Source organism: Ornithinibacillus bavariensis (genome assembly GCF_018333235.1).
Taxonomy (GTDB): Bacteria; Bacillota; Bacilli; order Bacillales; family Amphibacillaceae; genus Ornithinibacillus; species Ornithinibacillus bavariensis.
Genome location: NZ_BORP01000001.1, coordinates 15,626 through 37,282 on the forward strand (window position 1 = coordinate 15,626; position 21,657 = coordinate 37,282).

19 protein-coding genes, 1 pseudogene and 1 riboswitch are annotated in these 21,657 nt (G+C 35.8%); of the genes and pseudogenes, 16 read left to right on the forward strand and 4 right to left on the reverse strand.

Annotated features, from left to right (window positions below; translation table 11 throughout):
* The first annotated feature begins 2 nt into the window (after positions 1–2).
* The gene (locus KI338_RS00135) at positions 3–1,265 is read left to right on the forward strand and encodes an ABC transporter permease (RefSeq protein ID WP_212918961.1); all 1,263 of its coding nucleotides are present in this window, start codon (positions 3–5) and stop codon (positions 1,263–1,265) included.
* The gene (locus KI338_RS00140) at positions 1,265–2,365 is read left to right on the forward strand and encodes an ABC transporter permease (protein WP_212918962.1); all 1,101 of its coding nucleotides are present in this window, start codon (positions 1,265–1,267) and stop codon (positions 2,363–2,365) included. The genes KI338_RS00135 and KI338_RS00140 overlap by 1 nt, the downstream gene beginning before the upstream one ends.
* Before the next feature lie 212 nt (positions 2,366–2,577).
* On the opposite strand, the gene KI338_RS00145 is transcribed toward KI338_RS00140, so the two are convergent.
* The gene (locus KI338_RS00145) at positions 2,578–3,750 is read right to left on the reverse strand and encodes an MFS transporter (RefSeq protein WP_244853234.1); all 1,173 of its coding nucleotides are present in this window, start codon (positions 3,748–3,750) and stop codon (positions 2,578–2,580) included.
* 141 nt (positions 3,751–3,891) lie between these two features.
* Between KI338_RS00145 and KI338_RS00150 the strand changes: the two genes are divergently transcribed.
* The 3 genes from KI338_RS00150 to KI338_RS00160 all read left to right on the forward strand — a co-directional run bounded on the left by KI338_RS00150 (position 3,892) and on the right by KI338_RS00160 (position 6,189).
* Positions 3,892–4,023, forward strand: coding sequence for a YuzL family protein (locus KI338_RS00150; protein ID WP_212918963.1), 132 nt, complete (start codon positions 3,892–3,894; stop codon positions 4,021–4,023).
* Positions 4,024–4,145: 122 nt separating this feature from the next.
* Positions 4,146–4,316: riboswitch (cyclic di-AMP (ydaO/yuaA leader) on the forward strand.
* 130 nt (positions 4,317–4,446) lie between these two features.
* Entirely contained in the window at positions 4,447–5,721 is a 1,275-nt protein-coding gene (locus KI338_RS00155) for a cation:dicarboxylate symporter family transporter (protein WP_212918964.1), read from the forward strand.
* 123 nt (positions 5,722–5,844) lie between these two features.
* Complete coding sequence (locus KI338_RS00160) at positions 5,845–6,189, forward strand: ion channel (RefSeq protein ID WP_212918965.1); 345 nt, start codon at positions 5,845–5,847, stop codon at positions 6,187–6,189.
* A gap of 129 nt (positions 6,190–6,318) precedes the next feature.
* Here the strand turns inward: KI338_RS00160 and KI338_RS00165 are convergent, their stop codons facing one another.
* On the reverse strand, positions 6,319–8,376 hold the full coding sequence (locus tag KI338_RS00165) for a catalase (RefSeq protein WP_212918966.1): 2,058 nt from the start codon (positions 8,374–8,376) through the stop codon (positions 6,319–6,321).
* 317 nt (positions 8,377–8,693) lie between these two features.
* Here KI338_RS00165 and KI338_RS00170 point away from each other — a divergent pair, with 317 nt between their 5' ends.
* The 4 genes from KI338_RS00170 (at position 8,694) to KI338_RS00185 (ending at position 13,683) form a co-directional block, all read left to right on the forward strand.
* Positions 8,694–9,938, forward strand: coding sequence for an aminopeptidase (locus KI338_RS00170; RefSeq protein ID WP_212918967.1), 1,245 nt, complete (start codon positions 8,694–8,696; stop codon positions 9,936–9,938).
* Positions 9,939–10,133: 195 nt separating this feature from the next.
* Positions 10,134–10,883: a DeoR/GlpR family DNA-binding transcription regulator gene (locus KI338_RS00175; protein ID WP_212918968.1), complete on the forward strand. Its 750-nt coding sequence runs from the start codon at positions 10,134–10,136 to the stop codon at positions 10,881–10,883.
* Positions 10,880–11,791, forward strand: a complete 912-nt coding sequence (gene pfkB, locus KI338_RS00180; RefSeq protein ID WP_212918969.1) for a 1-phosphofructokinase — start codon at positions 10,880–10,882, stop codon at positions 11,789–11,791. The genes KI338_RS00175 and pfkB overlap by 4 nt, the downstream gene beginning before the upstream one ends.
* A 26-nt stretch (positions 11,792–11,817) precedes the next feature.
* Entirely contained in the window at positions 11,818–13,683 is a 1,866-nt protein-coding gene (locus tag KI338_RS00185; RefSeq protein WP_212918970.1) for a PTS fructose transporter subunit IIABC, read from the forward strand.
* Between the two features lie 148 nt (positions 13,684–13,831).
* Here the strand turns inward: KI338_RS00185 and uvsE (KI338_RS00190) are convergent, their stop codons facing one another.
* Together uvsE (KI338_RS00190) and uvsE (KI338_RS00195) are read right to left on the reverse strand one after the other, a co-directional pair.
* Positions 13,832–14,794, reverse strand: a complete 963-nt coding sequence (uvsE, locus tag KI338_RS00190) for a UV DNA damage repair endonuclease UvsE (protein WP_212918971.1) — start codon at positions 14,792–14,794, stop codon at positions 13,832–13,834.
* Positions 14,795–14,817: 23 nt separating this feature from the next.
* A complete protein-coding gene (gene uvsE, locus KI338_RS00195; protein WP_212918972.1) occupies positions 14,818–15,771 on the reverse strand; it encodes a UV DNA damage repair endonuclease UvsE in 954 nt (317 codons plus the stop codon).
* Between the two features lie 341 nt (positions 15,772–16,112).
* Between uvsE (KI338_RS00195) and KI338_RS00200 the strand changes: the two are divergent.
* The 7 genes and pseudogenes from KI338_RS00200 (at position 16,113) to KI338_RS00230 (ending at position 21,651) form a co-directional block, all read left to right on the forward strand.
* Positions 16,113–16,945, forward strand: a pseudogene (locus tag KI338_RS00200) (serine/threonine protein kinase).
* 71 nt (positions 16,946–17,016) lie between these two features.
* A complete protein-coding gene (locus tag KI338_RS00205) occupies positions 17,017–17,229 on the forward strand; it encodes a hypothetical protein (protein WP_212918973.1) in 213 nt (70 codons plus the stop codon).
* Positions 17,230–18,186: 957 nt separating this feature from the next.
* Positions 18,187–18,585, forward strand: coding sequence for a hypothetical protein (locus KI338_RS00210; RefSeq protein ID WP_212918974.1), 399 nt, complete (start codon positions 18,187–18,189; stop codon positions 18,583–18,585).
* A gap of 210 nt (positions 18,586–18,795) precedes the next feature.
* Positions 18,796–19,194, forward strand: coding sequence for a VOC family protein (locus KI338_RS00215; RefSeq protein ID WP_212918975.1), 399 nt, complete (start codon positions 18,796–18,798; stop codon positions 19,192–19,194).
* A gap of 192 nt (positions 19,195–19,386) precedes the next feature.
* On the forward strand, positions 19,387–20,169 hold the full coding sequence (locus KI338_RS00220) for an alpha/beta fold hydrolase (protein ID WP_212918976.1): 783 nt from the start codon (positions 19,387–19,389) through the stop codon (positions 20,167–20,169).
* 215 nt (positions 20,170–20,384) lie between these two features.
* Positions 20,385–20,969 (forward strand): O-methyltransferase, encoded by a 585-nt coding sequence (locus tag KI338_RS00225; RefSeq protein WP_212918977.1) that lies wholly within the window; start codon positions 20,385–20,387, stop codon positions 20,967–20,969.
* 223 nt (positions 20,970–21,192) lie between these two features.
* Positions 21,193–21,651: a pyridoxamine 5'-phosphate oxidase family protein gene (locus KI338_RS00230; protein WP_212918978.1), complete on the forward strand. Its 459-nt coding sequence runs from the start codon at positions 21,193–21,195 to the stop codon at positions 21,649–21,651.
* The last annotated feature ends 6 nt before the right edge of the window (positions 21,652–21,657 follow it).

Genomic DNA, 21,657 nt, shown 5'->3' on the forward strand with positions numbered 1-21,657 from the left:
GAATGGGAAACTTTATTAAAAAGGATTTATTAATTTTTTGGCGTGATCGGAAAGAGCTTATAACAGTGCTTATTTTACCAATTCTATTAGTAATCATACTAAATTTTGCCTTTGCTGGATTGTTAGGTAAAGATACGGAATCCAATTTGGATTTAAATTTAGCTGTCGTGAATCAAGACAATGCAACAGACTCATTAGAAAAATTGAAGGAAAAATTAGTGAATGAAGGATTAGTAGGAGAAGGAGAAGCAAATGTATTTGTGGAACAGGCAAGTCATTTAGATCCGGTCTCGATGTTACTAAATTACCTAGATAGTGATGAGTTAAAGGGTTTAGTGACCATTCATGAGCTTGGGGAGGAAGAAGCTATAACAAAGGTAGAAGACGGTGATTTAGACGGTATTTTAATCATACCTGATGGGTTTACTGTTGAAAGTCTGTATGCTGCCTTTGTAGGAGAAGCCCCAACAAAATCATTAGAATTTAAAATGGAAAAAGAAACGAATAATACTAGTATTTTATTTGATATTGTTCAAGGCTTTACAGATCAACTAAATTATCAATTTGCGTTACAGGAAATGGACGCTTTAGAAAACGAGGTAACACTGCCAACAGGTGGGGTAGAGAAGGTAGGAGCAGGGGAGAGTTTTACATTGACCCAATATTTTACTACCGCAATGGGAGCATTATTCGCTTTATTCTTAGCTTCTACTGTTGGAACGAAAACAGGCTTAGAGATTAGGCAAAAGGTTTTTAATCGTATCCTATTAACAAATAGTAATCCAATCCTATTCTTAATTGGAAAAATGGTATCGACATTTTGCTTAACTTGGTTACAGATTATGTTTATTTTTGTGTTCTCTCATTTTATCTTAGACGTATTTCCAGGTAGAACGGTGAGCTTCTGGTTTGGTGTCATAGGAATAGCTAGTTTACTTTCATTAGCAATTGCAGGATTAGCTGCTTTATTTACGAGCATCTCACTTCGAGTGAGAAATATAGATGCTGCGAATGGGATATTTATGTTAGTTATATTGCTCTTCGGTACGATAGGTGGAGGTTTTGTTCCTATTTATGTATTACCAGATTGGCTTCAACAAATTGGTGAATGGACTCCAAATGGAATATCTTTAGTTATGGTAACCAAATGGATTCAGTTTGAGGATTTATCAAATATCTTCACACCAGGTTTATTGTTGATTGGAATCTTTCTACTCTTTACATTGCTTAGTTTTGCACTGTATCCAAAAAGGGGGGAAGCATAATGAAGTCAGTTATGTGGGCACAATTAATGAAAGATAAGCGAAATCCGCTATTTATTCTATTATTTATCGCTGCAAGTATTGTCGCTACCATTTTATTTGCAGGAGGCATTCAAACTCCAACTATGGTTGCCGTGTTTAGTGAGGAGGAAAACGCCCCAGAAATTGAAGAAAAATGGCATGAGCTATTAAATGTAGATAGTTCATTTCAATTTGAAATCGTTACCCCAGAAAAAGCCCGCGAGGATGTCATGAATGGCGTGATAGATGTAGCAGTGAACGTAACGGAGACGGATTATCAAATAGTCATAGCTAGTGAACTTCCGACAGTCTCTTTCGTTCAGCAGCATGTAGAAAAAGTTTTTCAACGAGAAGCACAATTCCGTGCACTTGAAGAAGCGAAAGGGGACAAAAATGTCCGGAGTAAAATGAATAGTTATCTCAAAAACGCACCCATTCAGATTGAGGCGAAAGGACTAGACGGTGAAGGGCTTCCGAATTTTAATCTGGGAACTCAGCTGTTGTTTGCATTTGTTTTTTTAGTTGCCATGTTTATGCTCGGACTTAAGGTAAACAATGTAACTAATGATAAGGTCTCTGGTGTTTGGAATCGAATGATTCTTTCACCAATCCGTAAGACAGGGATGTATAGTGGGTATATTTTATACACCTTTCTCATTACAATGTTTCAAGTTATCGTGGTGCTTATTTTATTTAAATATGTCATGAACTATGAAGTGGGGGATAATCTTGGTCTAATCCTACTAATTGCATCGTTCTTTGTTTTTAGTATGATTAGTATCGCTATGTTGATAACTGGGTTTGTAAAGACACCAGAGCAATTTTATAGCATTTATCCCTCCGTTATTCCACTAATCCCACTTGTTAGTGGAGCATATATGATGCCAGGAACAATCAGCAATCCTGTGTTAATGTTCATAGCTGATCTCTTTCCAATGTCCCATGCAATGGATGCAATTATGTCTGTTGTCTTCTATGACGCTGGCTTGCGAGATGTAATGATGTCACTATTGTTGATGTTATTAATTGGTGTTATAGCGATGGGACTAGGCATTAATTTGATTGAGCGAAGAAACCAGTAGATTTTGCAAATTACTCCTTACAAGAGAAGAAACAAAAGTGAACCATATTGGAATAAAACTACACGACTTAAATAACGCTAATGGTAGGTAGCCGTCAACTATATTCATTGAGTAAAATGATAAAAAGGTATCAATTGCCAGTATAGAACGGAATTGGTACCTTTTTTCCTTCTAGGAATATGTTGTTACTTGAAAAGCGTTATAAAAGTAATTCAATATTGATAAGGTGTACGTGCTGTCTTAGGTGAGCCAGATTGAATTCTACTGTAACCTAAAATCATAAGAGTAAGCATTCCAATAAGAAATGCTACAAAGTACGGAGAAAGTACATCACGAATAATCCCTGTAATAAAGGAACTCGTAATCATCCCCAAAGAGTATACAGCAGACATTACTCCAAAAGCACGTCCATGTCCATCACTCGATACTGTATCAGTTAAAGCCGTTGCCATAGCTGGCATCATAATGCCAAAGAAGAATCCTAATAGAAATAACATCAATGGGAGTGTGAGTAACTGGGTAAAGACAGCGAATAAACTCATACACATTCCAAATAAACCGAACATAATACGTTTCATTGGATTGAAGCGGTTAATAAAAAATAATGACAAGGAAAAAAACGTTCCAACTCCAAAGAAACTAAATAGAACCCCAGTAATGGCAGTAGATAATCCCTGTTCAACAGCGAGATATGGGACCTCGTAAATGATAACCCCGTGAATATACATTAATGCAAAACCTGTAAGAAAAACCATCTGTAAGCTTTTTTTCTGTAACACCTGTATCAAACTAAATGCTTTTCTGTGAGAGCCTACCACAATAATACTTTCTTTTTCCCGTAAGCAAAGGGTAGTGTAAATACCGATAAGAAGGAGAGCGGTACCTATTGTATAATAGGTGTTTTCATACCCGAATGCTGATCCCATCATTCCACCAATTATTGGTGCAACAATACTTGCAATTGTGCCAAGTATTCCATTGATCGCCATATTTTTTCCTTGCTGGTGACTATTCTTTGCATAGCCAGATAATAACGCAAACGCAGAAGGAATTAGGAATGCTAGAGAAAAGCCATTTAACGCACGGAGTAGTAACAAGTTAGCTGAACTTGTAGCGAGTCCATGAGCAATAAATAATCCACCTGAAACGAATATGGGTAGTGTAATAAAAACTTTCTTCCCAAACCGATCGACTAATGGTCCGGCAATCAAATTTCCTGTCAAGTTTGTGAATGATGCTAAACTCAGCATAATCCCAATAACCACGCTAGATGCGCCTAATTTTGCTGCATATGGTGCAAAGATTGGTGCTTGAACACTCATAACTAGACTCATAAAAAACATGACGATAAAAATGTGCATTTTTTCCATAGAAGTTTGTCTCATTTTTTTCACCTCGTAAAAATCTATGCTTGAAGTTTAAAAATAAGACGAGCAATTAGTTTCCTTAAAAGACTTTTGATTTAATTTTCATGTCCCAATAATATTAAGTCTTCAAACGTATACTAACACTGGAGGTGAACACCTATGTCAAAGAGAAAGGCTAATCCATTAACGAATGGTCTAAGCTCCCCAGAAGTGGAAGGGCAAGGAACAACAAATAGAGAAACTGGAAGAATGAAAGTAGATTCTTCACGAAAGAAAAAGAAGCGTACTTAGAGTTGGTAAACTGAAGCTTAGGGATCTATTATTTACGTTTTAAAATAATAGATCCCCCTTATTACATGGCTTTAGAGCTTCATAATATACAAAAAGGTAATTTTAATGATAAAATATTTGATATAGTTCTATTGCTTAATCTTTCAATAAGAGCGGGGGACCCAATTATTTTCGCGGAAATTTCTGTTTAATGTGAATACTTCCGCTATAGGTGAATTCTATGAAGAAGGGGCTTATTGTTTCCCGAAGTCCTAACCTGAAAGCTAACCTCGTAAGCGTTTTAGTGGAAACAGAATGATAGTATGTCACATTCGGCTTTGCCGGTTTTTTTGTTATTTTTAATTATTGTGTTTCGTTATATCATCTTGTTTCCCTTACCTGAGAAATTTATTTAATTTAAGTCATCAGAAGGTGGGGTAATCAATGAAGAAGTTTAAATTAAGTTTGGCTAGCCAAATTTTTATTGGTCTTATATTAGGTATAATTGTCGGTGGAATTTTTTATGGAAGTGAAACAGCGCAAAATATTTTACAGCCATTCGGAGATCTATTTATCCGGCTAATCAAAATGATAGTCGTACCAATTGTATTATCTAGTATTATTGTAGCGATAGCTGGTGTCGGTGATCTGAAATCAGTAGGTAAACTAGGAGCTAAATCGTTAACCTATTTTATCGGAATGACAATGGTTGCTGTTGCAGTCGGCTTAATTGCTGGTAATGTATTTCAGCCTGGTGCTGGTATAAATATGGACAAGCTTGAGCAGACAGATATCTCAAACTATGTTGAAACATCCAAGGAGCAAGAAGGAAAGTCGATAACAGACACACTTCTTCATATTGTTCCGACTAACCCAATTCAAGCTATGGTAGAAGGAGATATGTTAGCAATTATTTTCTTCGCAGTAGTATTTGGACTTGGGATTGCAGCTATTGGGGAAAAAGGAAAAACGATTCTACGGTTTTTCGAGGGAATGGCTAATGCCATGTTCTATGTAACCAATCTATTTATGAAATATGCACCAATTGGTGTTTTTGCATTAATTGGTGTTACCATCTCCAAATATGGATTTGCTTCCCTTATTCCACTTGGAAAACTGGCTCTCACAGTTTATGGAACAATGATTTTCTTTGTTATTGTCGTATTAGGTTTAATGGCTAAGTTTGTTGGGTTTAGTATTTTTAAATTGCTGAAAATGATTAAGGAAGAATTAATCTTAGCATTTTCAACGTCAAGCTCAGAAACGGTACTTCCCAAAATCATGGATAAAATGGAACAGGCGGGAAGTCCGAAGCATATTGCAACCTTTGTTATTCCTACAGGCTATTCCTTTAATCTGGATGGTTCCATTTTGTACCAGGCAATTGCATCGATGTTTATAGCACAAATGTATGGTATAGAATTAAGCATTGGACAACAAATTACACTAATGTTAGTCCTAATGGTAACTTCTAAAGGGATGGCGGGAGTACCTGGCGTTTCATTTGTAGTACTGCTAGCAACATTCAGTACCATTGGTTTACCTGCTTCTGGTTTAGCTTTTATTGCAGGTATTGATCGTATTCTTGATATGGGACGTACAGCGGTTAATGTGGTCGGAAATTCATTAGCAGCCATTGTTGTTGCTAAATGGGAAGGACAGTTTAATCCACCAATAGAGGATAAACTTGTCAATAAAACCTCGCATGAAGTCTTGTAATTCTTTAAGCACATTTCGATATAATGAAATGTGCTTTTATTGTATACCTTGTGACAAAACATAGGAAAATAAACTATTTGGATATGAAAAGGGAAATTCTATTAATTATGGAGGAAAGAAAGCATGATTTCATTCATTTTAACTGCTAAGCGACTATTGAAAGCATTGTGGAAGTCATTTCGACATAAAGTATTTAAATCGTTATTCTTTACGTTAGTGTTCATTATTTTATCAGGTACATTATTTTATACAAGGATTGAGGGATGGGCATTATTAGATTCTATTTATTTTTCAGTTGTTAGTCTGATTCCAAGTGGCTTTGACACGGGATTGAGCCCTGCTACTAACCTAGGGAAGCTTTTTACAATGATGTATTTGATTGTTGGGGTTGGAGTAATGATAGGATTAATCGTGATGATTGGCAAGGCGGTAATTGATTTTGATAAGACAGATGACGAGAAAAATTGATGGTTTATAGTTGTCTATATACTGCTTCACTAGAGGAGCAAAAATAAACGTGATATCACACCAATCATGATGGTGAGTATCACGTTTATTTTATACTAGGAAGTGAACATCTAAGTTTTCATGGACGTGTTACGTTCTATTCCAGAAGCGCTGTTGGGTGATGGCAGAGAGAAATTGTTCTCCGAAGTTTGGATTATTTGCTGAAAACACAACACCAGCTAAATTGTTTTTGTCAGATGCCTGAATAAAGGACTGTCCAGTTGAAGCGACACCAATTGGCTTATAATGCATATAGGCATCATGTACAAAATTAGTAACATCTGCATTAAACTTTTCTTGATTATTTGAGTTTCCTCCAACTACATACAGGGTGTCGACTAAATAAGGACTTGTTGTGATAAAGGTTTCATCAACCTTCAGTTTTGTACCATTTGCTCCAGTTACTGTACCAAGTGTATCACTAATGATTAGAAAGAATACGCCATTATCTTGCAGAAGGTTAAGCACACCTATTACTTCATTATCGTTAAAGTTATCACCAACAAGAATACCGACCTTTTGGGTTAATGCATATTTAGGTGTACGATACTGACTAAGCGAAGGATACACTGTAGAGACAGGTACATGGGAGCCCTCTGGTGGATTTACACCAATATTTCTAGCAACAATAGTAGCTAATTCCTTATCCACATTAACCAATAAATCGACATTTTGTTGGCGGACAGATGCACTTCTTACCTTCCCAAGTTGGTAACTAAATCCATCAATTGTGTGTTGCTTTTCAATAGGTGTCAGGCTATTCCAGAAGATTCTTGTTTGAGAGAAAAAGTCGTTAAACGATTCGCTTCTTCCTCTGATTACGACTCCCTCTACTTTTTTTGGGTAGTGTTCATATCCGCCCTCTTCTGGAGGGGTGGTATATGGTGTGTTATTTGCTAATGAGTTTTGGTGATAGTTGACCTGATCAACATCAATTCTAAATCTCATAGGGCCACGTCGTTGGTTATTGTGAAATGGACAAATCGGTTTATTTATTGGTAATTCTTGGAAGTTTCTTCCGATTCGGTGTACTTGTGCATTATGATAAGCAATTAACCTACCTTGTAATACGGGGTCATTAGAAAAATCAATTCCCGGAACAACATTCGCTGGATTAAATGCTACTTGTTCTGATTCTGTATGGTAATTATCAATGTTTCGATTTAACGTCATTTTACCGACTAGCTGCACAGGGATAAGCTCCTCTGGCCAGAACTTTGCAGGATCGAGAATATCAAAATCATAGTTGAATTCATCTTCCATCGGAATCAATTGGACACCTAGTTCATATTCTGGATAAAATCCCTTAGCAATGGCTTCTCGTAAATCCTTTCGGTGAAAGTCCGGATCAAGCCCACCGATTTTCATTGCTTCATCCTGAAGTAGGGAATGTACACCAAGAACAGGCTTCCAGACAAATCGAACAAAGGTTGCGACTCCCTGTTCATTGACAAATAGATACGTATTAATCGACCACGATTCCATCATTCGATAACTTCGAATAATCCCACGGTCAGACATAATCCATGTCACCATATGAATGGATTCTGGATTATTGGCTACATAATCCCAAAACCTGTCATGTGCACCTGTAGCTGTTGGAATATCATCATCCGACTTTGCTTGGTATGCATGCATCGCATCTGGGAATTTCATTGGGTCTTGATTGATTAAGACAGGCATTGCAATTGTTGTTAGGTCATAATTTCCTTCTTCTGTATAGAATTTAACTCCCTGGCAGCGTAAGTCCCTTGCTGTATCATAGGATCCTCTTGGCCCTTGCACGGTAGAAAAGCGGATAGTCAATGGAGTCTTTTTCCCGGGTTCCTGTAAAAAACATGCTTTTGTCACATGCTTCATCGACTGATAGCATTCAAACTCCCCATGGGCACTGTAACCCCTTGCGTGTACCACTCTTTCTGGTTCTTCTTCCTGCACAAAATGTGTCATTTTTTCAAAGTAATGCCAGTCTTGATGTAATGAAGGCCCACGCACACCGGCTTTTAAGGTTTCTGAATCATTTGCGAGTTTCTTTCCTTGGTTTGTTGTCATTGGATTTCCGGTGTTCTGTATACGGAATTGATCTAACTGTCTTTGTTTAGCATCACTGCTCATGGACTGATGGTTTCTTGATGACTCTTTATCCATATGATCACCTATTCCTTATTTACTAATATATTCCACTTATATCTTATGGTAGTTGTCACAATAATATTCATTCAGCGAGTAGTATTTAATTTTATAAGAAAAATTCAATTATTAACTAACAATAGAGGAAAGATTTTTGGTAATCATGTAAAATAAGTATGGAATTGTAAGGTCGTGGGTTGTCACTCCCCGGATTTGGTTATATGTTGTAAATTAGGCTGGCAGAAAATTTTTCAAGCGTCACTCTATCGAAAATATATTACTAATATTGGGAAGCGAAGGGCCCTTAAAAATTGGCATCAAGAAGGAGGAAGAAAATGGTATTACCTAATTTTGAAGAGAATTTGCGAAAGTATGCAAGGCTGTTAATTGTAAAAGGACTTAATGTTCAGGTAGGGGACTGGGTAAAAGTAAGTATTGCCGTTGATCAAGCTCCCTTAGCCCGTCTACTTACAAAAGAGGCATATGAAAGAGGGGCAGAAAAGGTAATTATTAAATGGTCTGATGATGAGATTACTAAATTAAACTACATGCATCAACCAAAAGAGGTATTGACGAATATACCAAAATACGAAATTGAGGAATCCGAGGATCATGTATTAAATCATCATGTATGCCGACTATCTATTTTATCTAATGATCCTGGATTATTGAATGAGGTAGATCCTAATAAGGTCGCTGCATATCAAAAGGTAGCTGGAAAAGCATTCAAGGCACAGCGAGTAGCGACACAAAATGATGATTTAAAATGGACTGTTGCAGCAGCGGCAGGCGAGGCATGGGCAAAACATGTTTTTCCAAATTTAAAAACCTCTGAAGAACAAGTGGATGCGTTGTGGGATCAAATTTTTAAAACATGTCGCATTTACCATGAGGACCCGATTGCCATCTGGGATCAGCATAAGGAAACACTAAAGGAGAAGGCAAGTAAGTTAAACGAATATCAATTTGATGCATTGCATTACACAGCGCCAGGTACGGATTTGATTCTAGGTTTACCGAAAAATCATATTTGGGCAAGTGCAGAAAGTTATGATCCAAATGGTGTAGAATTCATAGCCAATATGCCAACAGAAGAAGTTTTTACAGCTCCAGATACTCATCGTATGGAAGGAGTAGTTCGGAGTACGAAACCGTTAAGTTATGCAGGGACTTTAATTGAGGGGATCGAGGTACATTTTAAAGACGGTAAAATTATTGATATTTCTGCTGACAAAGGTGATGAGGCAATCAAAAAGCTCGTTCAAGATAATGAGGGCGCAACAGGTTTAGGCGAGGTAGCTCTTGTTCCAGATCCGTCACCAATTTCTCAATCAGGAATAACCTTTTTTGAGACATTATTCGATGAAAATGCATCCAATCATCTTGCTATCGGAGCTGCATATCCGACAACCATCCAAGGTGGTACGAAAATGAGTGAAGAAGAACTATTAAAACATGGTATGAATGTCTCCACAACTCATGTAGACTTCATGATTGGCTCAGACAAGATGGACATTGATGGTATCAAGGAAGATGGAACGATTGTCCCGATATTCCGAAATGGAGACTGGGCAATTTAATGCATTGGATACTATTTTGCAATTAGGTACAAAAGTGAATATTTTATAATTTAAATCGCAATAACCCTTTTATATCAAAAGGGTTATTTTTTGATTAAAAGAAAAATTCAATTCTCATAGTCACGTGGTTTTTATAGACGTTATGATTGTTTTTGACTGATATTGATGGTAAAATACCGTTTTAGGAGTGGTGTTATGTTAACAGATGAACGACATGCAATTATTTTATCCCTTTTAAACGATGCTGGGATAGTAAAAACGCAAGAATTAATGCGGGTATTGGATTGCTCTGAGTCTACTATTAGAAGAGATCTTGACCAACTTGAAAAAGCAAATAAATTAAAGCGCGTTCATGGTGGTGCAAAAAGACTGTATCAGTTGAATCAAGAATTATCTACCCAAGAAAAATCACTCAAAAACATTCAAGAAAAAACGAATATAGGTAAGTTTGCAGCATCTTTGATAGAAAATGATGATGTCATTTTTATCGATGCAGGAACTACTACTTTGGCTCTTATAGATTCCTTGAAAAAAGGAAATATAACAGTAGTAACGAATGGAATACAACATGCGTCAATACTTGCTGAACATCATATTCAAACGATTTTATTAGGTGGTAAAATAAAAGCTTCTACAAAAGCGATAGTGGGGTCTACTAGTCTTAATGAACTAAAGAGCTATCAATTTGACAAAGCATTTATTGGTATTAATGGGATAGATATTGAATTTGGATGTACGACACCAGACCCTGAAGAAGCGGCCATTAAAAAATTAGCCATTCACCAATCTGCAGTTAGCTATTGTTTAGCGGATGAAACGAAGTGGAATAAAGTTAATTTTGTTAAGGTATGTGATTTACAAGATGTTACGATTCTGACGAACAAGAGTCGTGTGGACCTTACATCCTTTAAAGAAAAAACAACAATAATGGGGGCAACATCATGATATATACGGTAACACTGAATCCTTCCATTGACTATATCGTAAACGTCTCACAAGTGGATCTAGGGAAGTTAAACAAGATGGAAAATGATCTTAAATTACCTGGTGGTAAAGGAATTAATGTATCTAGAATACTACACGAACTAGGCATACCAACAAAGACGTTAGGTTTTTTAGGCGGATTCACAGGCGATTTTATTAAGGATTGGTTAATAAATGAGGGTGTAGAATCTGATTTTATAACAATCCAAGATGATACTCGGATAAATATAAAATTAAAGTCAAAAGAGGAAACCGAAATCAATGGTCGTGGTCCAGTCATTTCTCAGGAAGAGGCTAATCGATTGATTCAACAACTAGAACGATTAACAGAGAACGATTTAGTAATTCTCTCTGGCAGTAAACCTCCAGCACTACCGGAAGATTATTATCAGCAACTAGTCAAGGTGATCAAGGATTCTCATGCGAATTTTATCATTGATACAACCGGTGAGGATTTAATGGCATCTTTACCATTTCACCCATTATTAGTGAAACCGAATAAGGAAGAATTAGCGGAACTATTCCAAGCAGAGATAGCTAGTATGGATGATGTCCTCGGATATGGTAAGAAACTTCTTGAAATAGGTGCAGAGCATGTCATTGTTTCAATGGCTGGAGAAGGGGCAATATTATTTACACGGAATGGAATATTCAAGGGAGAAAGTCCTAAAGGAACAGTTAAGAATTCAGTGGGAGCAGGAGATTCGATGATTGCCGGATTTACTGGTGAATATATGCAGTCTAAAGATCCAATTAAAGCATTTAAATTGGGGATTGCATCTGGGAGTGCAACTGCATTCTCAGATGATCTAGCCAAGAATAATGATATTCTCTCTCTTTTGAATAAAGTTGAAGTTAGGCCAATATAAATCGATTTTAATAAAGGATGATTTGAATGAAGATAACAGATTTACTTAGAAAGGACATCATGATATTTGATTTGCAGGCAACGGAAAAAGAAGCTGCAATCGATGAAATGATTACAAGCCTTCATAAAAGTGGAATTTTGACAGATGTAGCTGAATTTAAGGATGCCATCTTAAAGCGTGAGGAACAATCTTCTACTGGACTTGGTGATGGGATTGCCATGCCTCATGCAAAAAATAAGTCTGTGAAAGAACCCACTGTTCTATTTGCTAAAAGTAATAAGGGTGTAGACTATGACTCACTTGATGGACAGCCAGCATATTTGTTTTTTATGATTGCTGTTCCTGAAGGTGGAAATAATACTCACTTAGAAACTTTAGCAGCATTATCTAGAAAATTAATTGATGGGGATTTTGTCAATCAGCTAAAAGATGCAGATACGCCTGAGCAAGTACTTTCTTTATTTTCGGAAGAGCAAGAGGAGGCACAGGAAACCACTTTAAATGAGCAAAATGATCAGAAGAAACCTTTTGTCGTTGCGATTACAGCATGTCCAACAGGGATTGCTCATACGTATATGGCGGAGGACGCACTGAAGAAAAAAGCGAAAGAGATGAATGTTGATATTCGTGTTGAAACACAAGGATCAGAAGGTGCAAAGAATAGATTGACAGATGAGGAAATTAAACGAGCTGATGCAGTTATTATTGCTGCTGGTAAGAAGGTGGATTTGAACCGTTTTAATGGAAAACATGTAATTCAACGCCCTGTTGCCGACGGAATAAAGAAATCGGAAGAGTTAATTTCGTTGGCAATCCATCAAGATGCCCCGATTTACAATGAGGGAGGCAGTGAGATAAAGGCAGATGATATGGAGGATAAGTCTAATTCTATTTGGGGAAGAATTTACAAGGATCTAATGAATGGAATATCCCATATGCTTCCATTTGTTGTTGGGGGAGGTATCTTACTTGCTATTTCGTTCTTATTAGAGAGTGTGTTGGGAAAGGATAGTACCGCTTTTACATTTTTGAATGAAATCGGTGGTAATGCGTTTAGTTTCTTGATTCCGATATTTGCTGGCTTTATCGCTTTAAGTATTGCTGATCGACCGGGTTTAATGCCAGGTATGGTAGGTGGTTTAATCGCAGTAAACAGTAATGCTGGATTTTTAGGTGGACTTGTTGCTGGATTTCTAGCAGGATATGTAGTTATCCTTCTAAAGCGAGTATTCCGAGGGTTGCCTAAAACCTTAGAGGGACTTAAACCTATTTTAATCTATCCAGTATTAAGTCTATTTTTAACAGGACTATTAATGTATTTTGTTTTTGGACCTATTTTTGCAACAATTAATAATGCTATGGTTAATTTTCTTGAGGGGCTTGGGACAGGTAATGCAACAATTCTCGGATTATTACTAGGTGGTATGATGGCGATTGATATGGGTGGCCCATTTAACAAAGCTGCATATGCCTTTTCAATCGGAATATTTACGGATACAGGCGATGGAAGTTTAATGGCTGCTGTTATGGCAGGTGGAATGGTTCCGCCTCTAGCAATTGCTTTAGCAAGTACATTCTTTAAAAATAAGTTTTCTGCTGAAGAACGTAAGTCTGGAGTGACGAACTATGTTATGGGCCTTTCATTTATAACTGAGGGTGCAATCCCATTTGCAGCGGCTGATCCATTGCGTATAATCGGGTCATCCATCGTTGGTTCAGCAATTGCAGGGGGATTGACACAATTTTTCAATACGGCTATTCCAGCACCACATGGAGGAATATTTGTTGTTCCACTTGCTGAGAATCCACTATTATTCTTATTATCATTAGTGATTGGTGCTATTATTGCTGCAGTTCTATTGGGACTATGGAGAAAGCCGGTAGAGGAATAACTAATTAATACTAGATGGTCCCTCGCTTTTTAGAAAAAACGAGGGATTTCTTTATTACTGCTATCTCTAGAGTAAAAAATAAATTCAATAAGAGGAAGAGAATACATTATTTGGTTCACTTAGATAATTAGCTCTTAGCCAACGACCACTATATACGGAAGGTGGACCCGTCAATAATTTCAATGTCTTTTCTTTCTTTGATTTCTTCCATTAATTTAAATAATGCTTTATCCTTACGCTTGGCTTCAATCATACAGTCAATTTGTGGAACGCTATCCTTTATCGCCATAAGAAACTTAAAGAACATATTTATATCGATATAATCCGAGTGGTGACGATACATTTCTGGACTTTTCGGACTTGAAATATGCATTTTTATTGGAAGTGAGGAATTCCGCCAGGTTTGGATGACTCTATCCCAATGGGCTACCCAATTGGAATCATGGTGATGAGCTAAATGGTGATGGTAATCAAACACTAATGGTATATCTAACTTTTCACATAAGTACAAGGTGTCCTCTAATGTAAAGGATTTATCATCGTTTTCTAGCATGATCATGTTTTGAATGGCTGTAGGAACGTACATCCAATTATTGATAAAACGTTCAAGTGATTGTTCTGTGTCATTGTAGTGGCCACCTACATGGATTACACAACGATGAAGTGGATGAATCCCCATATATTTCAGTAATAAATAATGCATTTTTAAGGAGGAAATGGAATTTTTCAAGATATGTTTTTTTTCGGAGTTTAGAACAACGAAATGGTCTGGATGAAAATCCATTCGCATCTGATGTGTATTGGCTAATTCTCCTATTTCACGAAGTGCGCCTTTGATAGGCTTCATATAATCCCAATCCTGTAATTCTTCATGATTTGCTAAAGGAATTAAGCGAGAGGTTAATCTGTAAAAATGAATTTCTGATGCGATAGTATGTTTTAATATTCTTACTGTGTTATTTATGTTTTGTAATGTAATTCGTTCTAGCTTACGAATTGCGGCTTCTCGGTCTTGAATTTGTTGGAATTGATGAAAAGTCATTGTTTTGGATGGTGATGCATTGATAAGCTCCATACTCATTGCGACATAACCTAGACGGACTATTGTCAATTAAACCAACTCCTCTTCGTGGTTTACCATTCCACCGCCGAACTTGTTACTCGTTTCACTCCACGTATACTAGCTATTTCCTCTACCAACCTTCTCATTGCGAGATCCTTTTGCTTTGCTTCTACCATGATATCAAAATCCTGATTTAGATCTTTAGCCATTTTTAAGAAGGGAAGGATAAAATTAATAGAAACAAAATCACAGTGGAAACGATATGCTTGCTGAGACTTCGGTGAAGAAAGATGAACTTTTGGTATGGTATTAGAATTGCTCCAAGTATTATAGATACGAGGTAAAAAATCATTAAGGTCTGTATCAGTTGGATTTGCCATATGGTGATGAAAGTCAAGAATCATTGGGATGTTTTCTTTTTCACAGGCGATTAGCGTTTCTTCTACATTATAGGTTTTATCATCATTCTCAAGTGTAATTTGCTTCTTCATTTCTCTAGGTAACTTTTTGAGATTTTCGTGAAATCGCTCAATGGCACTTGTTTTATCTCCGTAGGCTCCTCCAATATGTATATTAATAATACTTTCTTTATGTAAATTCATCGCTTCAAGCATTCGATAATGATAGGTAATATCTTTTATTGCATTTACTGTTATCTTCTCTTTATCACTTGTAAATAAGGTGTACTGACCTGGGTGAAAACTTGCTCTGATCTTATGATTTTGAATTAATTGTCCAATTTCCTTCCAGTCCTTTTGGAAAGGTGTAATATAATCCCACATTACATCTGGATGAGTAGCTAGTGGTGCAAGCGAACTTGAAAACCGATATAGTTTTATCTCATGTGCAATGTTATAGTGCAAAATCCTCTTTGTATGATGTAGGTTCTGGGCTGTAATATGTTTCAGTTTATCGAGCCTCTCATTTTTTGGAAGAGTAGAATATTGCTTGAAGGTTATCGTTTTTGCCGGACTTGCATTCCATAAGTCTAATGCAGTTGCTACATAGCCAAATCGAATTTTCATTTGTTTCTCCTATTATTTGTGTACATTATCCTTATGATTTGTGTTCATGTACTTCTTTATACGAACTTACAATAGGGATATTGCATAGCATTATGTTTTGAGGAAAATCGATGAAGAATTATTGAACAATTGACTAATAAGTGAGCAGTTTTTTATAAAATGGTATAATTTTCTTTAAAGAACTGAAAGGAGGCGTTGTTTTATGAAAATAACGAGAATAATTAGCGGGGTACAATTTAATTAAAGGGTAAACGTATCAGACCCCTATAAACTACGTGATCCCTATTTACAAATAGGAGGATCATATTTTGGAAACCTTTAAACAAACGAATTCAATTACTATGACACTTAATAAAGTGGATTTCCAATTACAAGAAGAGCATAATTTCAATTGGTTAAAGCACTTAGGTAATGTTTTTTGTGTTTTTGATCAACAAGATTCTGGAAATATAAGTTTCGGTGTTGAACAGGATGGACAAAAGTATTTTGTGAAATATGCTGGAGCAAAACCCATTGACTTTAATGGAAACCCTGAGGGTGCTATTGAACGATTGAAAAAGGCTTTACCAGTTTATCAATCGTTAGAACATCCACACTTAATAAAGTTATTAGACTATTTTTCCACCGAAAATGGGTATGAGGTGAATGTTTACATTCTCATTGGTCGTTTGGTGGTGTAGCAAAATATACAAACCCCAAGTCACCTTATTACCGTTTTAAGAATTTAGAAGTGGAAAAGCGTTTAAAGGCATTAGATGCAATCTTTTCTTTCCATACTTATGTAGAATCACAAAAATATGTCGCAGTAGATTTTTATGATGGAAGTATCTTATACGATTTTAAAAATGGTGAAACCAAAATATGTGATATTGATTTTTATCGAAAGTCACCCTCTATAAATGATTTAGGTAAAGACTTCTGGGGGTCAAATCGTTCAAAATCACCAGAGGAGTATGAACTTGGCTCTCCAATTGATTCTATTACAAATGTCTTTAATCTTGGAGCAATTTCGTTTGGATTACTGGGTGGTGAAATGGATCGTTCCTTCTCAAAATGGGATGCAAATCAGAGTCTATATGAAGTAGCAATAAGAGCTGTTGAAGAAGATCGGAATAAAAGGTATTCAACGGTGAGAGACTTTTATGAGGATTGGAAGGTTGCTACTAAACAATAAATTATTAAAGAACAAAGGGCGATCTCTTAAATGAGGTCGCCTTGTATATTTATGAAGAGGGGTCTTATGAGTTGAAAAATGATAAACTTGTGACTCAGTTTGAAAATGAAAATGAGTATTTAGAAATAGACTTCATACTTAAAGAAAGTGATAAAGATTTTAGAGAGTATTCAGTAGAAATTAGTGACTCAAAATTTGAAATTGAAGATTCAAAACATGTGAGTAATTTAAGAGGAATCTACGAAAAATTACAGCATTCTCATTTTGAATTTATAGAAAGATAAAAAAGGTAACTTAGTAAAACTTCAGTTATGAACTATATGACGCAATAGTTAAACTAGCTGATTAAAATAGGTCATCTTGTTTTTGTCTAAAGACTATGTTTTATTTTTTGAATACTATGTTAATGTTGAGATGTACACATAATGAATTAAAGATTGCTTTACTTCGAGATGAGGAGATGTTCCTGTTATTATCCTACGGGAGGTTAGATATTTCTCGGGGATATGCTTTAACTTTGTATTGTGACATATAATTTTATAAAAACCTCTAGTGCTACATTAAAATATAAAAAAGTGTTTTTATAAAATTGCCAATTAATTGTTTTTTAATGATAGTGTTAATTTTAGCTCACAGAGTTTATCTTAATTGTCTTCCCTTTAGAAGAAATGGAATTCTCATTTAATATAACGTGGTATATATGCCATAGCTTTTAAAGTAAATGCTTTTTTAGTAGGGGCATAATTCTAGGAAGTATTTTATAACAACTTGTAGGTCAGGTTTTTAAAAACTCATAATAGAATAAGAGGTACAAGGAGGAAGTATTTTGTGAACTATAAAAAAATAAATTATACAATGTTCAGTATATTATTGTTTTTTATACTTTGTATTATCTTTTTTTCGATTTTTGTTAAAAACGAACTTCTTAGGGATTTTTCTATTGCAGGATTACTTTACCCTTCAATTTGTCTTTTTCATTACTATAAAAAACAAAAAAATGCACCTTAATCATTGGTAAAAGTAGCTTTATATAGATTGAGTCTTCTTATCTTACTTAATAATATTTTAATTACTCCTATTTAAAATTGAAATTACATTTCCAAATGAATAATTAAATAATTACTTTAATTCATATGAGTCTGATAATAAATATGATAAAATAGAGTTAAACTATTTCTTTTAAACTAGCGATGCAAGTTTATATAGGGTCTTGTGAAAATAGATAGAGGTAGGGGAAATGTATGGAAGCAAAAAAACAAAATTTAATTTATGCTCTTTTATGGGCAGAAGAGTCAAACAGAGGAAATATTTTAAGCAAGATTATTTTTACATTTTTATATTCGGCATTATTTGCCTGTTTAATTTACCTTGCCGTTAGCGATATAGCAGGTGCTCTCATTTTTTTTGTTATATTCTTCATCCTTGGTTTACTATTACCAAAGAATTTACATAAAACAAAGTCTAGTATATCAAAGGCAGTTTCCTTAGTTTCCTTATTATTGCTAGTATTTTTTACAGTAATCTGGACTACCGATATTACTATTAAAGTTGGTGCTTGGCTGATTTTGTTCACTATTTTCCTTCTAGAAAAAGTTGAAAAAAGGTATTATATCTCGTCTAACACAAGCAATCATAATTGATAATGTAATTATCGTAACTGGGCAGGCATCAGATAAGAGATCATCAAATTGATGGTCTTTATTTTTTGAGAAACATTTCGTATATTAAGTTAGTACTAAGTTAAAAATTGAGTTACTATATAAATTTTTTGGTAAATGATAGGTTAGTTAATAGAATCCAAGTATTGTGCTAACGAAACAGAATAGCGGAATAATCAAGGGGAGTTTTCAATGTCAAAAGGGTTGATTCATCATTTTGAACTATATGTATCAGATATAAAAAGAACAGTGGACTTTTGGGGATGGTTTCTTGAGGAACTAGGCTACACTTCTTTCCAAGAATGGGAAAGTGGACAAAGTTGGAGATTAGATACTACATACATTGTTTTTGTACAAGCGGAGGACAGGTTTTTGGATATTCCGTACCATAGATGCCGAGTAGGTCTGAACCATCTAGCGTTCCATGCAAGCTCCCGTCAACACGTAGATGAAATGACAGACAAATTAAAGGAACGGGGAATAAGCATTCTTTATCCCCAAAAACATCCTTTTGCTGGGGGAAATAATCATTATGCTGTGTATTTTGAAGACCCAGATAGAATAAAAGTAGAACTAGTAGCTCCTGAATAGTTATCGAAGTAATGAGTATAATTGATTAACAAGATCAGTGAAACGATACAGTGCTGTAGCAAAAGGAATTTAAAGGGCAATTTTATAACATCTCCATTACCACCACCCTCTATTCGAAACGTAATAGGTATTCACCCATGTGCGCCTATTTGAATAGCTTATTATTAAAGACATTTTTTAGGGGGCTTTGATGTGGGGTACTATGTTACGGTAGATTCAGGTGTGAAATTATATGTAGAGGATATATATCCTGAGGGCAGTAAGACGATCGTGTTTTTACATGGTTGGCCGTTAAGTCATAAGCAGTTTGAGTATCAATTTGATGTTCTTGCAGCAATGGGTTACCGCTGTATCGGAATTGACTGGAGAGGTTTCGGAAAGTCGGATAAGCCAATAAGCGGTTACAATTTTGACCGATTGGCAGATGATATCCGTACAGTAGTTGATGTAATTCAATTAGACAATTTCACTCTTGTTGGTCACTCTACAGGAGGGGCAATTGCGATTCGGTATATGTCTCGACATAATGGTTACGGAGTATCTAATCTTGTCCTTGTAGACGCTGCAGCTCCGATAGGATTTACTACAGAGACTGCGACTAGGTTCCTCACTCAGGCATTGAATGATCGTCCGAAGATGATGAGAGAAGTGAAAGATAGCTTTTTCTTTCAATATATAACAAGCTCATTCGCAGAGTGGTTCTTTCAATTGGGCTTACAAGCAGCAGGTTGGTCAACTGCAGCAATCATAGTTACATTAAGAGATGAAAAGCTGTATGCAGATTTGCAAAAAATACTTGTCCCTACTTTAATCGTTCATGGTGTTCACGACAAGGTAATTCCATTTGCACAAGCTCAAGAACTAAATCAAAAAATAAGTAATTCACAGCTTGTTCCATTCCATTATAGTGGCCATGGTGCTTTTTGGGAGGAACGTGACAAGTTTAACAGTGTATTAAGTCAATTTATTGGCTGAAGTCCCCACCAAAACCAGTCTTAATATGTTTCTCCTAATTAGATGTGAATGATTTAGTGAAAAAGTTCATTGTCTAGTGGTGATACATTCTACCCCGATAACACTGCTCATAATCGATATAAGAAATTCAACTTAATATCACCGACCAATTTGTAGAGTAATACAGGAAATTTTGAAAGGATATCGAAATAGTAGTTATTAATGGGAGGTTGATTATGGATACAAGTATTGAAAGATTGCTAAATGAATTAGAGTCCTTTGGGCTAGAGAATGACATTAACGTAAAAGAAGATAGCCCAAAAATGAAAAATATCACTAAAGATACCGGGCAATTTTTATCCTTGCTTATTAAAAGCAGTAAGGTAAAAAACGTTTTAGAGATCGGGACATCGAATGGATATTCGACTATTTGGATAGCAAAAAACTTTATAAATTCAGATGCCCATGTAACAACTGTGGAAATTGATGATAGAAAAATTGTTATGGCGAGAGCAAATTTTAGAAGGGCCAATTTGGAAAAGTATGTTACATCCCACCATGAGGATGCTGGGGCATTTTTAAAAAGGCAGGCTAATGAAACATTTGATTTTATCTTTTTAGATTCAGATCGTAGTCATTATATAGACTGGTGGGAGGATTTAAACCGAGTTCTCCAAAGAAATTCATTAATGATTGTGGATAATGCCAATTCACACAGAGAAGAAGTTGCGGATTTCATAAAATTAATTCAAAGCTCAGAAAGCCACGATTCATTAATTGTTTCTGTTGGAAAAGGGGTGTTTATCATACATAAAAATTAGTTAGGGGAACACAGCATTTCTTGAACAAGAATAGTGACCTTTCTATGAAGTGGGTTACAATTTATTTTAAATTGCTTCTTCAGTACTGATTGTCTGCTTATAGAGTGTTTAGGGTGATGGGGAAGGGAATTTTAATATTGAGAGTAAAAAAGTTGTATAGAGGTTCAATATTTAAATCGCAAGTACATTCTGATATTTAGATTCAAACCAAGGAGTGATTCATATGATGATTGACGATGATATGCGTCGCGTAATTGAAGAACAGCGCTTGGCTTTTGTGGCTACGGTATGTCCAGATGGTAGTCCGAATCTATCCCCAAAGGGGACAATCGCTGTTTGGGAAGAGGAGCATCTTGTTTTTTTACATTTATATTCACATGGAACAGTAAGTAACCTAGAACAAAATTCTTCAATAGAACTTAATGTTGTTGATCCAATTAGACGGAAAGGGTATCGCTTTAAAGGCAAAGCGCAAATTCTGAAATCAGGATCCACGTATAACAAAATTGTTGAACACTTTAAGCAAAGCAGGGGAACAGATCCAAGCCGTATAAAGGCTGTGGTCCTAGTTAAGGTTCTTCAATCTGCCTCGCTTATCTCACCTGCTTATGATGATATGTCATCTGAAGAGGAAATCGCCAGACGTTGGAAACAACATTATGATGAGCTGTTGGGATATTAATAATAT